Source organism: Amycolatopsis jiangsuensis (assembly GCF_014204865.1).
Classification (GTDB): domain Bacteria; phylum Actinomycetota; class Actinomycetes; order Mycobacteriales; family Pseudonocardiaceae; genus Amycolatopsis; species Amycolatopsis jiangsuensis.
Genome location: NZ_JACHMG010000001.1, coordinates 2407494 through 2420259, shown reverse-complemented (window position 1 = coordinate 2420259; position 12766 = coordinate 2407494). Strand labels below are relative to the sequence as shown.

Annotated in this window: 13 protein-coding genes; 8 read left to right on the top strand and 5 right to left on the bottom strand. The window is 64.7% G+C overall.

The genetic code is table 11. The annotated features are described in order from the left end of the window. Positions 1-9 precede the first annotated feature (9 nt). Entirely contained in the window at positions 10-393 is a 384-nt protein-coding gene (locus BJY18_RS10520) for a hypothetical protein (protein ID WP_184779803.1), read from the bottom strand. A gap of 237 nt (positions 394-630) precedes the next feature. Between BJY18_RS10520 and BJY18_RS10515 the strand changes: the two genes are divergently transcribed. Next, entirely contained in the window at positions 631-1218 is a 588-nt protein-coding gene (locus tag BJY18_RS10515) for an NUDIX hydrolase (RefSeq protein ID WP_184779802.1), read from the top strand. Here BJY18_RS10515 and BJY18_RS10510 read toward each other — a convergent pair. Continuing rightward, positions 1165-2298, bottom strand: a complete 1134-nt coding sequence (locus BJY18_RS10510; RefSeq protein WP_184779801.1) for an NsdA family TPR-like regulatory protein — start codon at positions 2296-2298, stop codon at positions 1165-1167. The two genes, BJY18_RS10515 and BJY18_RS10510, sit on opposite strands and share 54 nt — an antisense overlap. A gap of 182 nt (positions 2299-2480) precedes the next feature. Beyond that, positions 2481-2861, bottom strand: a complete 381-nt coding sequence (locus BJY18_RS10505) for a helix-turn-helix domain-containing protein (RefSeq protein ID WP_184779800.1) — start codon at positions 2859-2861, stop codon at positions 2481-2483. Between the two features lie 169 nt (positions 2862-3030). Here BJY18_RS10505 and BJY18_RS37985 point away from each other — a divergent pair, with 169 nt between their 5' ends. The 7 genes from BJY18_RS37985 to BJY18_RS10475 all read left to right on the top strand — a co-directional run bounded on the left by BJY18_RS37985 (position 3031) and on the right by BJY18_RS10475 (position 8743). Then, positions 3031-3225, top strand: a complete 195-nt coding sequence (locus BJY18_RS37985) for a helix-turn-helix domain-containing protein (protein WP_376774651.1) — start codon at positions 3031-3033, stop codon at positions 3223-3225. Then, entirely contained in the window at positions 3222-3554 is a 333-nt protein-coding gene (locus BJY18_RS10500; RefSeq protein ID WP_184779799.1) for a WhiB family transcriptional regulator, read from the top strand. Before BJY18_RS37985 ends, BJY18_RS10500 begins: the two co-directional genes overlap by 4 nt. Continuing rightward, the gene (locus BJY18_RS10495; RefSeq protein WP_184779798.1) at positions 3551-3883 is read left to right on the top strand and encodes a hypothetical protein; all 333 of its coding nucleotides are present in this window, start codon (positions 3551-3553) and stop codon (positions 3881-3883) included. Before BJY18_RS10500 ends, BJY18_RS10495 begins: the two co-directional genes overlap by 4 nt. Further along, positions 3880-4650 (top strand): hypothetical protein, encoded by a 771-nt coding sequence (locus BJY18_RS10490; RefSeq protein ID WP_184779797.1) that lies wholly within the window; start codon positions 3880-3882, stop codon positions 4648-4650. The genes BJY18_RS10495 and BJY18_RS10490 overlap by 4 nt, the downstream gene beginning before the upstream one ends. Beyond that, a complete protein-coding gene (locus BJY18_RS10485; RefSeq protein ID WP_184779796.1) occupies positions 4640-7021 on the top strand; it encodes an FtsK/SpoIIIE domain-containing protein in 2382 nt (793 codons plus the stop codon). Before BJY18_RS10490 ends, BJY18_RS10485 begins: the two co-directional genes overlap by 11 nt. Beyond that, the gene (locus BJY18_RS10480) at positions 7011-7193 is read left to right on the top strand and encodes a hypothetical protein (protein WP_184779795.1); all 183 of its coding nucleotides are present in this window, start codon (positions 7011-7013) and stop codon (positions 7191-7193) included. The genes BJY18_RS10485 and BJY18_RS10480 overlap by 11 nt, the downstream gene beginning before the upstream one ends. Before the next feature lie 290 nt (positions 7194-7483). After that, entirely contained in the window at positions 7484-8743 is a 1260-nt protein-coding gene (locus BJY18_RS10475) for an IS701 family transposase (protein WP_446680338.1), read from the top strand. A 238-nt stretch (positions 8744-8981) separates the two neighbouring features. Here BJY18_RS10475 and BJY18_RS10470 read toward each other — a convergent pair whose 3' ends face one another. Continuing rightward, entirely contained in the window at positions 8982-10253 is a 1272-nt protein-coding gene (locus BJY18_RS10470; protein ID WP_184779794.1) for a hypothetical protein, read from the bottom strand. A gap of 461 nt (positions 10254-10714) precedes the next feature. Beyond that, positions 10715-12241 carry a recombinase family protein gene (locus BJY18_RS10465; protein WP_184779793.1) on the bottom strand — a complete coding sequence of 509 codons (1527 nt, stop codon included), beginning with the start codon at positions 12239-12241 and terminating at the stop codon, positions 10715-10717. Between the last annotated feature and the right edge of the window lie 525 nt (positions 12242-12766).

Genomic DNA, 12766 nt, shown 5'->3' with positions numbered 1-12766 from the left:
AGCCAGGCATCAGAAGCGACCCCCGTCACCCTTGGTATTGACGGTTTGCGCAGCCTGCTCATCATTGGCCTCATGGATTCCGAGTGCCTTTTCGATCTTCTCGATGAAGACGCCCACAAAATCGCGCTTGCGGACAAGAGCGTCACGGTAGGCCAAGCCGGACCTGTTGCTGGCATCCGTGTTGCGTAATGACGCGGGATCGTTCCCCGGAGACTGGATGGACCACATTGGCGCTGCACGGTCAATCTGGGCGGCGATCCGGTCCTTCAACTTCTTGAGGTTCGTCAACTCCGCGGTCATGGCGTCCCGGTCCAGCGTGAACGCTCCGCCGCCCGAACCCCCGGAAGCGCCTCCGCCTCCGGCGCCGGCCACGACGAAGGTCGCGGCGTTCATCGCTTGCTCCTGCCCTGCCACTTGCTGCCTCCCCTGTTGCACTGTGGGCATCTAGCCTCGCACCGATAGTAGCCAACCGGCAACAACCTGTCCGGAGAAAGCCGGAGATCACCCCTGTGAGCATCCGCACCTAGCCTGACCTGCTGATATGCGTTCACGACGGCGGCTGGCCCGGAGCGTTCAACGGACATTGGATGGAGATGCCATGGACGTTGACAGCCCCGTAGGGTGCTGGGCGTGACTGACGAGCATGGGGCGTGGAAGACCTTCGGCGAGCGGACCGTCTACGACAACAAGTGGGTCCGGCTTGGCCTGACCGACGTGCAGGCGCCGAACGGTGAGCGGTGGGAGTACCACGTAGTGCATCTGGCGCGGATCGCCATCGGCCTGGTCGTGGATGATCGTGATCGGGTGCTGATGCTCTGGCGCTACCGGTTCGCCACCGATCAATGGGGCTACGAACTGCTCGGCGGTCTGGTCGAGGAAAGTGAGGAACCGGCTGCCACGGCTGCCCGGGAGATCCGGGAAGAGAGTGGCTATCAGCCGCTCGGCGAGGCCGAGCATCTGATCAGTTTCGAGCCGTTGCCTGGTCAGGTAACCGCAGGTACGGACGTCTATCTGTGGCGTGCGGCGGAAAAGGTTGGGGAGCCAACCGACACCGAAGAGGTTGGCAGGCTGGAATGGGTCCCGCTCAGCCGGATAACGGAGTTGGCGCAGCGGCAGGAACTTCTCGGCGCGGGCGCGCTGGTACCGCTGCTGTACTACGTCGCTTCACGCGGCACCGGCAACGCTGCCGGGCAGGATCAGGCGCCCGAGCCTGCGTAGCTGCCGGTCGGACTTGATCTGTCCCGCGAGTCGCCGCGCCTGCCGTGCGTGGGTAAGCGCGGCATCACGGTCGCCCGCCGCCGCGTAGGCGATTGCGAGGTCGACCAGCATTCCTGTCTTGGCCCGGATGAAGTCGGGTGGTAGCCGTAGCAGGGCGGTGGTGAGCTGCTGGATTGCGTCCGGTTCGCCGAGCTTGCTCAACGCGTTGCCACGCCAGCGGTCAAGATGCGCCCCGCCCAGGAAGAGGAACGGCAACGACGGGTCCACCGGATCGGTGGGCAGCAGCGCGTCCGCCGCGTCGAACGCACGCAATGCGTCGTCGCGCTGGCCCACTGCGGCGAGACCTTCGCCGTGCGCTGCCGCCATCCAGGAACGCAAAAGCGGTGGCGCCGCGCGCTCGGCAAGTTTGCGTGCTTCGGCGAGCTGCCCTACCGCCATCTCGACCTCCCCAAGGTCGATCAAGATAAATGCCTGTTGCGCCGTCGAATGCGCCAGCAGGATCGGTGATCCTGCTTCACGGGCCGCCGACTTGGCCGTTTCGTGGTGCTCCCACGCCTGCCGGATGGCGTTGCGGTCGAGCGCTTCCCAGCCGGCCAACGCGGATGCTTCGGTCAGCACCCCGGCCAAAGCTTCGCGCTGGCCGCGCATGGTGCTGAAGCCGAGAAGGCCTTGAAGCTGATCGATGTTGCTGCGCAACTGGTCAAGCAGGGGCACCCCGCCCAACCGGCGGTCGACGTGCCGTGCCTGGTCAACCTGGCGCCGGAAGATGTCGACGGTCTCAGCGTCGACCGACCGCGCGAGAGTCAGGCGGGACACGAGTTCTTCGGCCTCGTCGTCGGTCTCCTCGGGCGGGAAGCCGAGTTCGTCGTTCGTCCGGCCGTACACGTCGCGGAACAGCCGCCGGTATGGCTGGCTGGCGGCTTCGTGCCCGTTCTCCCAGCGCGACAGCTTGACTTTGAGACTTGTTGCCGACATGACCGGCGTGCCGAGTTCGTCGGCGCGCCGCAGCAGCATCCGAATGACTTCTTCGGCTTTGTAGTCGAGCTGTCTGCGGACGGCTTGAAGCCTGGTATCAGCCATCGGCCGAACCTTCGCGATAACCGCGCTGACCTGCGAAGTTTATTGCAGTTAATGGTTCCGCGGTTAACTTCAGCCACCTGCGAAAAGGTGCCCAGGTGCCGTTCTCTTGAGGCATGAAGGAACTCGAACACCGGCCAGTGGTCCAGCCGCAGAAGCGCGGCGCGCCGCTGAACATCAGCCCCCTACTGCTCGTCCCGGTTGCCCAGCGCCGCACCGAGGTCAGCCCTCAGCCCGGCGAGTTGTTCGGTGATCTCGGAGAGCCGGAGCTCAATCACCGCAAGCCGTGCGGACACTGCGTCCTCCATGTCTTCCCGAGGTTGGCCCGGGGCCGGCGGAATCCGGCCGTGCAACACGGCCAGCAGGTGTTGCGGGTGCAGCCCGAGGGCCAAAGCCAGAGCTTCCAAGGTCCGATCGCTGCGCTTGCGTTCGACGGTGTGGTTCTGAATTTCCCGGACGATCGCCTGGGAGACCTGCGAACGCGCGGCCAGTTCGCGTTGCTTCCATCCGAGCGCCTGCACGCGCTCGTTGATGACCCTCGCGACCGCCGCCCAGTCTTCCGACACCCATTCCTCCGTGGTCCGCCTCAGCGCCGAGATTAGCGCGTAACGGATTCCACGCGGCCGAGATCGACTCCGCGTCGCGCGTTCGGACCATTTACGCGCCATCGTGCGACTAAATCAGCTCCTAATTTCAGCTTAAATCATCGTTCTTGACTTAAAGGGACTCAATCCAATGCAGAAGAAAATTCTTGACGCCGGTGGTCCGGCGTTCTACTCGCTGGCTGACGCCGGGTGGATTCTCGGCGTCGACCTCAACGAAGTTCATCGCGCTGTCCGGGTCGGGGCACTCCGCGCCGTGCGACGCCGGTCCCGGCTCGTCATCCCCGCCGCTGAACTGCGACGTGCGCTCAACGGGGGTGCGCGATGACTGAACACCGCTATACGGAGATGGCTGCCCGGCTCGATCGATACGCAAGCGCGTCAACCGGCGTGCTCACGGACGTGGTGATCAGGGATGGTTTGTGCTTCTGGGCTTTCGATCGCACTGACATTCCCGAGCTGACCGGGGACGACCAGCCGGACCGCGAGCTGGCCTCCCGCCTCTGCTCCGGATGCCCGGTGATCGACGAGTGTCTTGAACTGGAACTCCGCACTGCCGGGCCGGACACACTCGGGGTTTGGGGCGCGTTGCCGGACACCGACCGGCGGGCGTTGCACCCCGTGTGGGCACGCCGCCGGGGAGGTGAGGCGCGATGACGCTCAACCTCACGTCGGCGCAGATCCTCACCGGGGCCTTGGTGCTGGTCGCACTGTTCGCGGTGTGGCGGCTGGGCGCGCGGAAGGCACGTCGGGCGGAAGAACGGGTTCGGGCCGGTGCGCGGGTGGTGTCGCTGGCCGGGCGGGTGCTGTTCACAGGCGCCGCGTTCATGGGTGTTCAGTGGCTGGTGATCACCCATCCCGGCAACCCGACACTGCTCGTTGTCGTACTCGGGCTTCCCGATCTGGTCGCCGCTCATGTCCTGACTCGTGCCTTGACGGTGACGTCGCTGGACACCACGAGGCGCCGGGGTGGTGAGCGCCGATGATCAGGACTGATCGGAACGTGCCGGTGGTGCACCGCAAGGCATTGCGGCTGGCCGAGGATTCTGCAGCAGCGGCAGAGGTGCGACGCTGGCAGACCGACCCGGACGTAGTGGCGTTGCGGGTAGAGCAGGTGCGTACCCAGGTAGACCAGCTGTGCTGGGCAGGGATTCTGCTCGGGCTGGCATTCACGACCGCCAATGTCCAGGGATTCGCCGCCGCTGGCGCGTCGGTGTGGTCGCTGCCTTGGTCAACCGCGTGGCTGCTGGACCCGACGGTGTGCCTAGTGCTGTTGGCGATCCTGCGTGCAGAGCAGGTGACCGCGCGATACCAGGTACGGACCGGCCGGTGGGTGCGAGCGGCGAAGTGGTTCACGCTTGCGGCCACGTACGTGATGAACACCTGGTCATCGTGGGCTGCGGGCTCGCCGGCCGGAGTGGTGCTGCATTCGGTTCCGCCGCTGGTCGTGTTCGTCGCGGCCGAGGCGGTGACGGATCTGCGGGACAAGCTCACCGAAGCCGTCCAGGTCGCGTTCGCGCATGCCATGAACGGAGCAGTAGTTCATGAACCGCGCGTGCCGGACCCGGAGCGTCCGGTACGGCGGAAGTTGTTCGGTGACTACCTCGCCGTCGCTCGCCAAGCGTGGGCGCCGGGAGTTGTCGTCACCCCCGCGTGGGTACGGGAGGTCTCCGGCTGTTCGCGCGGCTTGTCCTCCCGGCTTGCCGCCACGCTGGCCGCCGAGGTCGGGAAGGGGGACCGCGATGAGCGCTGAACCCGAACGGCACGAGGAGAACCACGCGGCGTTGAGCCCAACCGGCACACAGGACGTAGAACACGTCGGTCCAGTGCTGGACGGCGAACTGATCGACGACACCTTGCCTCAACCACGAACCCGCGCGGCATCCGGCCGTCGGACGAAATGGTGGCGAACGTGGTGCGGGGCCTCCGGTCGGCTCTGGCGCTCCGGACCGCTGCTGCGCGCACGCTCGGTGGCTGCGTACCGGGCGCGTAAGGCTCCGCTGGACGTCGTGCGGCTGATCTGGTTCGTACTGCGGGGCAACGGGCGGTGGCTGGTCAAGTTCTGGAACTGGGCCACCTATGCCGACCTGCGGGCGGACGCGCGACGCGCGCGGCTGGCCGGGGATTCCGAAGCACGGAGGACCGCGCAGGAGTTGATCCGGTCGGACGCCACGGCGAGGTGGGCCAAAGTAGGTATTGCCCTCCGCCGGTGCGTGATCACACTGCGAGTGGCGGCGCCGGTCGTGGCGCTGCTGTGGCTGGTCGATTCAGTGATGGACCGCGCGGACATGTGGCCGTGGCTGGCCCAGATGTACGCGGACCTGACGGCAGTCTGGTCGGCGCTCACGGTGGTAATCCCGGTCGTGCTGGTGCTGGCGCCGATCGCGTGGGCGGTGGCAGCGGCATTCGAAGGCCGCGACCGCGCGCCCGGTGCCGGTTGGCTGGTACGCCCGGACCGTGCGGATGCCGACTCGTGGATCGATGAGCGGATGATCTCGAAAGCGTTGGCACACCTGGGAATTTCTCCGTTGGATCGGTTCTATAAGGACGGAGGTGAGCTGGCCTACACCGTTGTGGCGCGCAAGGACGGAGATGGCACGTTCGCGCAAATCAGGTTGCCACTCGGCGTCACCGCTGACATGGTCGCGGCCCGCCGGTCGAAATTGGCCGCGAACCTCGGACGCGCGTCGCTGGAAACCTGGCCCACCAAGGGAGATGAAGACGGCCTTCTTGATTTGTGGGTTGCCGACAAGGGTGTCTTGCAAGGTGGGGCCGGTGCCTGGCCCCTGGTCCACGAAGGACAGGTAGACGTATTCGAGGGTGTCCCGTTCGGACTGTCGCAACGCGGCCAGGTCATCAACGCCCCGCTGGTCGGGGTGAACTGGCTGATCGGCGGCAGGCCCGGCCAAGGCAAGTCGGCCGCGTTGCGGACGCTACTGCTCGGCGCCGCGCTCGATCCCACCGCCGAACTGTGGGCGTTCGTCATGGGCGAGTCGCCGGACTTCGACCCGTTCGCACCACGCCTGACCCGCTACCGGATGGGCATGGACGACAGCGTGGCCGAAGCCGCCACGCAGGCACTCGCGGATCTGCTGTCCGAGATGGAGCGACGCGGCCGGGTACTGGGCGAACAGCCGGGGCGTCCGCCGAAGGTGTCGCGCAAGCTGGCCGACAAGCGTGGACTTGGGCTGCACCCGCTGGTGTGCGGGATCGACGAGTGTCACGAACTGTTCCAGCACCCGAAGTACGGCAAGAAGGCCGCAGAGCTGGCGGTGCGGCTGATCAAGCGCGGACGCAAGTACGGCATCGTGTTGTTGCTCGCGACGCAGTCACCTACGAAGGACAGCATTCCTCGCGAGATCACCCGCAACGTCTCCTGTGGTGTCGCGTTCTCCGTGGCCGACCAGGTCGCGAACGACGGGCTGTTGGGGTCGGGCAAGTATTCGGCCGGCATCCGCGCCACCGAGCTACGCATCAACACCGATCGAGGAACCTGCGTAGCCGTCGGCATCACCGATGAGACGTTCGAACTGGTGCGAACCTTCTACGTACCGTTCGAGGACGGCGCCGACGACGTGACCCCGGTCATCGCCCGCGCCATGGAACTGATCGAAGAGGCGGGCCGGGAGATCGAGGCCGGTGCCCGACCACAGATTGAAACAGCCGCGCCCGTCGCGGTGGATCATCTCGCCGACATCGCGGCCGTTTGCGCGGGAGAGAAGCGGGTACGCACGCAGGTTGTACTCGCCCGGCTGATCGCCCGGAACCCGGAGGAGTACGACGGGTGGACCCTGCGAGACCTGACCGCCGCACTCGCGGCGCACGGCCTCGCCCCGGCCAAGTCGGACGGGAACAAGGTCATCCGCGCCGACGACCTCGCCGCCGCGCTTGCCGACCGTCAGCGCGCCGGTGCCGACGAGAGCAGGGAGGAAGACAGGGACTCGGCAGGGAGTCAGGGACTTATCCCTGACCGGTCCCTGACTCAAAGTCCCTGGACTGACCAGCGGAAACACGACTCAGGGACCGCAGGGACCCAGCAACGGGACATCTCTGAAAACCCCCGACAACAGGGCGGAGAGACCACTGGGCCTGACTCCCTCCCTGGGGACGCCGATGGCAGCTAGGCCACCGGCCACCGACGACGAGCGCACGCCGCGCGATGCGGCATCACAGATCAGCGAGGAATCCCGCGCCTACTGGCGCCCCATCGTGGCAGCGATGGAACCGATGACCCACGAACAACTTGCCGACGTCGCCGCGATCCTGCGCCGCATCGAGGCACGACACAGTGACTGACACTGCACCGACCTTTGGCTAGGCAGCGATGACCACCCAGCACACTCCCCCGATTCCCGGATCGGCAACCCGACCTCTTAAGGCATCACCGATGAACCATGAGAGCACGTACGCACCTTCACCGGCTGACCTTCACGCCTAGTACTCCAGCCGGACTTCGTGATCGGGGCTGGTGGGGGGGGTGCCTGGAGATGGGTGCGGCCGACAGTTGATCATGGTTGGTTGTGTGGACTTCCCAAGATCGCCTGACGGCCGCAGGTGTGAGCATAGACCCTGTCCGGTGGCGGGCGATGTTCGATGAGCTCATGGGGCGGATCGCGGGCCGGTTCGGGCGGGTCGAACCGCGTCGTGGGGCGGAGAAGTTGTTGCTGGGGTTGATGTCTGAGTTGCCGCGGAAGAATTGCTGGACCATCGCCGAGTATGTCGGGGACCCGAGCCCGGACAGGTTGCAGCATGTGCTGGCGCGGGCGGTGTGGGACGCCGACGCGGTACGCGACGACCTGCGTGACTACGTGGTCGAGCACCTCGGTGAGACTGACGCGGTCCTGATCGTGGACGAGACCGGGGATGTGAAGAAAGGCAGCCACACGGTCGGGACGCAGCGCCAGTACACGGGCACTGCTGGGCGGATCGAGAACTCCCAGGTCGCGGTCTATCTGACCTACGCCACCACCGCGGGACACGCCTTCGTGGACCGGGCCCTGTATCTGCCGAAGTCCTGGACCAGCGACCCCGAACGCTGCCACGCGGCCGGAATCGACGAGAACATCGCGTTCGCGACCAAACCGGCGCTGGCCACCGAGATGATCGCCCGCACCCTCGACGCCGGAATCACGGCGTCCTGGGTGACCGGCGACGAAGTGTATGGCGCCGACCCGCACCTGCGCACGGAACTGGAACACCGTGGTGCCGGCTACGTGCTGGCCATCGGACGCGACCGCCGCGTCGCGACCGGAGTCGGCACCTTCCGCCCCGACGACCTCGCGGGACGGCTGCCGAAACACGTGTGGCAACGCTTCTCCGCCGGTGCGGGCGCGAAAGGACACCGCTACTACGACTGGGCCCTGATCGACATCGACCCTGACACCACACCGGCGGGACACCGGTGGCTGCTGATCCGGCGCAACCGCCGCACGAAAGAACTCGCGTTCTACCGCTGCTTCGCAGCCACTGCCACCGCGCTGCCCGTTCTGGTGCGGGTGGCCGGAACCCGATGGCGCGTCGAGGAATCCTTCCAAACCAGCAAAGGACTCACCGGACTTGACCAGCACCAAGTCCGCCGCTGGACCTCCTGGCACCGCTGGACCATCCTGGCGATGCTCGCCCACGCCTTCCTCACCATCGTTGCCGCCACCGAGCGCACCCGGCAAGCGACCTCGACCGACTGGATTTCCTTGACCTGCAACGAAGTCCAGCACCTATTCGCCACACTCGCCATCACACCGATCACCGACATCGCGCACCGACTACGCTGCTCGATCTGGCGCAGACAACACCAATACCGAGCACGGCAGGCCCACTACCAGCGACAAGCCACCCGAGAACCATGAACATCACGATCTACGGCTGGAGTACTAGCCGGGGCCTTCACGGAGGGCTATTACGCCGCGTTAAGGGGGGCAGTTAGGCTGGCATGCTGCGGACCGTAGGAAAGGTGCATTCTTTGACCCGACGTGTTCCGGCTGCGCCGGGTCAACGAGATGGCGCAGTGGGCACCCACTTGCAGCTAGATACCCACAAGTAGGTGAGCGATACTCGGTTATTTCTATGCACACAAGCTATCGATCATCAAATGCCTGCAAGAAATTGCACAGCGGAGTGATTCCACTTTGAAATACATTGCTTAGAATACTTCGACAGTAAGACACTTTTCAGGCTATTATCCCAATTATATCTCACATTTCGTCGATGGCAGCCAATTCCGCGAAAATATGCCGGAACTAGTTTCACGACCGACAGTTTCGATCCTGAAAAATCGGTTATCCAACTGCTTGATGATGGAAAGAACTTGTCGAATGCCAACATTGCGCTGGCTATCTCGTCGACCGGAACGCCGGACTCTTCTGACATCCATGCATGCTCATCGTCGATCTGGTCGGTAAGCACAAATCCGCCCCAATTCCAGAGTATGTTCTGCCAGAAGAGTGCATATCGATAAAATGTATGCTGACGAGAAAGCCATCTCAGGCCAGAACAAAAAGTGGCAGGCAGGCCATCCAATTCGACGGCGTTCCAGTCCTCATCAGATGGGCGTCGATCTAGTTCACTCGTGACCCTGCAGCATATGTCGACAGCAGCCCGTAGGATCGATAGCCTTGCCATGTGCTCTGTATAGAAACAAGCCTGTAGGAGTGGATGTTCACCATCGTTCAGCGCCTGCCCGTAGAGTGCGCTTTGCTGACCGTTTAACGCGTCGTCAAAGTCTCGGCCGTCCTGCTCGTGGGCAGTCGAGAGGGTAAGCCTCGGGTGCCGTTGAAACTCACCGTAAAGCGCAGCAACGGCATGGGTCTCGGATTCAGCGAAAAAGACACCGCCATTGACAAGTCGATGGTACTTTACTGCAACCTGGGGTCCCCGTTTATCTGTTGACCTGGCAGCCTTAATCAGTGTGCCAACAAGCTTTCTCTCGATCTCATAAGAGAATCTCCATGAGTCGACCGAATCCTTTTCTGGGGTTCTCCCTAAACCCGCGTCACTGAAAACGGAAAGGGGTTCTATTGCACCTTCGAAGCAGACTACCTTTAACCCCCACGGCGCAAACTTGTTTGCTACAAGAGAGATGTCCTTACTGGAGGACTTTGCAGCAAACAGTACACCCTCAGGCTTCCCCAGGTAGGCCATCCAACCAAGAACCTTGAACAGGTCTGGATATCCCCAATTACCACTCTTAACCTCGGCAATTAGCGATTCAGGCAACATTGAATCATACTTAGTCGCCACAACATCCAATTCAAGTACGTCACTTGGATCGCGCTGTATCAGGTTCTTCTCCACGTAATTGCCAGAAGCCTGAAATAGTGCTGCTACGTAGTCTTCGAGCCCCTCGGGTGTCGAAGGCATGTCTGCGAGTTCTACGCTTACCACTTGACCTCCCAATGGCCGCACCGATCGCCGACGTCTACACACAGTCGGCCACGCGGCCATCGGCGTTACAGGCTGTGATGGCGGGTTCAAGCGTCGGCCCGTGAGGCGAACTATCAGATGCTCACCCGCAGCGCCTTGGCCAATGCCGGAGCCGGACATGCCGGCTACGGCCACCTCCGCAGGCCGCTCAACGGGACTCCCCGCGACCCAACGCACTACGCACCGGTGAGACTTGCGGTTGGGTGCAACATTCGTCCAACACGGCACCAGACGAGGTCAGCCAGCAGTAGCCAACGGACGGCCGAAGTTTCCGCCGGCGAGAACGATGAGGTCAAGGGGACGTCGGCTCAACTCAGGATCAACACCGCTGGCAACCCCGATCATCGCCCTTCTATAGGCAACCCGACGCTCACATCTGCGGGAGATCGACTGCCGTATCACGGCGCCGCAGTCGGGGGTTGCGGCTTGAGCCGGGATCGGTCGAACTCCCGCTTCCCAGTGCGGTCGGCCGGGAAGACCGTCATCCGGTCCCGCCCTAACGCGCGGGTCAACATCGCTCGCTTCTCCGAGGTATCTCCCTTCTCCCACTCGTCGGCCAGTGTCTGCGCCGACGCCACCTCGGTCGGCCCGGCCGGGACCTCCTCGGTCAACTCGTCCCGTTCCGCAATTAACCGCGCCAAATCAGCCGCCAAAGGTTCGTTCGCGACATCGAACGCATCCAGAGAGATCCGACGCGCCCCCAGTCGCTCCGACAAGCCCTGCTGCAGCACCTCAATCTGCGCGATCTCCGCGCGCACCTCGGCGAGCCGGTCACTGGTCCGGCTCTGCAACACCGCGACCTCGTGCGCATGCCGCTCGTCGGACAGCCGCTCCACGGTGAACGCCAGCAACTCCCGATCGACCGCGCGTCCGTCGACGTACACCGTGCCGCATCCGCGCCGCTGCTTCGGGCAGAAGTACTGGAAGCGCCACTGCCCATCCTCGCGGTAGGTCGCCGTCCTGTTGGTGCGCGCGCTCAACTTCCGCCTGCACACCGCGCACCGCAGAATCCCGGTCCCCACATACGATTTACCCGCGACCCGGCCACGTTTGCGGCCCGCATACATGGCCTGCACACGCTCGAATGTCCGCTTGTCCAACACTGCCTCACCCGGCAAGCGCCCCGCGATCTCACCGTTGTGGACGACGAACCCGCCCAGCGCCTGCCGCTTCATGATCGCAGTCGCCGTGTCCGAGGTGAATTCCAGGCCGTTCACCGACCGCAGACCGCGCGCGTTCCACAGATCGGCCACCTTCTGTGCGGAACCGTCCTCCGAGAGCAGCAAGACTGCCGCGTCACGAATCGCCGCGCGTTCCTGCTCGACCTGCTCACCGGCAACCTCCGGCCGGTCCGCGTTGGTCTGGCCCAGCTCGGGCTCCCATCGCGTGTCCTTGCCCGGGAACCCGAACCGGCGCTGACCACCGGTGTCCTTGCCCTGTTCCCGGTAGGTCGCGAACCGGCGTTTCAAGCGTCGGGACGTGTCATCCGAGGATCGGGCCGCGTGCGCGACCTCGATCCGCAGAATGAACCGGTCGTCCGGATCGGCCAAGTCCCGCTCACCATGCGCGGAATACACCTTGAACCCGCGCTCACCCAGATCGATCAACGTCTCCAGGTCGCGCGGCTGCCGGAACAGCCGGTCGGTGTGCCAGACCACAATCCCGTCCGACTCACCCGACTCCACCCGCTCCAGCAGCCGTTCCCACCCCGGCCGACGAACACCCCGCTTCCATGCGGAGAGCCCATCTTGCAACTCCGCACCCAGCCGGGCGCCAACCCGCGTGATCACCTTTCGGTTATCCGCCCACTGGGTGTCGATCTTCTCTAGCTCGCCCGTGTCCGGCACCTTCGACAATCGGCCGTAGGAGTCCAGCACCGGCTGACGCTGGCCCTGACCTGCGCTAATCTCGTCGCCACCACCCATGACAACCACAGTAGGTAAACAGGACCTGTGTCGCCAAAGAGGCCTTCACGGCACACGGTGAGCTTCGGCGGGGTTCGCCGGAGGTTCAGCTCACCGTGGCGGGAGCTTGTTCGGCACCCGTTCGGGTTAACCGGGCGGTGAGGGTGACTGACGTGATAGGGACCGTTCCTGCACATTGATCACCGAGCGGAGTCGGAACAGGGGCACGCCGGGCGGTCGGGAGCCGGTGGCCGGACCGCCCCGTCCCGCCTCACCGCGGCCTCGCTCCACCATGCCCAAGCTCGCCACGGCTGGCTTCACCACGGCCTCGCCTCACCATGTCCGGCCTCACCACGGCAGGCCCCGCCACGGCCCCGTCTCACCATGCTCGGTCTCGCCACGGGCCGCTCCACCACGCCTGGCCTCACCACGGCCCGGCTTCACCACGGCCGGCACCGCCACGGCCCCGCTCGCCCCATCCCATCCCGCCCCGCCCACCTCGGAGCGGGATGTGGTGGGTGTCCCGGCTCCCCCAGGGCCGGGGAC